Source organism: Stenotrophomonas sp. GbtcB23 (genome assembly GCF_019091045.1).
Taxonomy (GTDB): Bacteria; Pseudomonadota; Gammaproteobacteria; order Xanthomonadales; family Xanthomonadaceae; genus Stenotrophomonas; species Stenotrophomonas rhizophila_A.
Map to the genome: position 1 here is coordinate 1 of NZ_JAGXKC010000352.1, position 282 is coordinate 282.

Sequence of the window (282 nt, forward strand, 5' to 3'; positions counted from 1 at the left end):
GTTCGACCGGGCCGGGGAACGCTACGTGGTGGTGCGGCCCGACGGCAGCCTGGACGAGTCCATGGCGTTGGAGCTGCGCCCCTAGATCATCGGATGACCAGCACCGGGACGGGGCTGCGTGCGAGCACTTCGGCGGTCTGGCTGCCGAGCAGGACCCGGGACACGCCGCGGCGGCCGTGCGAGGACATCACGATCAGGTCGCTGTTGCGTTCCATGGCCGTGACGATGATGCCGTCGGCGGCATAGCGGTCCAGCACGTGCACGGTGGTGGCGCGCAGGCCC

The 282-nt window shown here is 70.6% G+C and carries 1 protein-coding gene; it reads right to left on the reverse strand.

From position 1 onward, the window contains the following. Positions 1–86: 86 nt before the first annotated feature. A partial coding sequence (locus KVS69_RS19380) for a universal stress protein (protein ID WP_217539574.1) occupies positions 87–282 on the reverse strand: 196 nt, incomplete at its 5' end.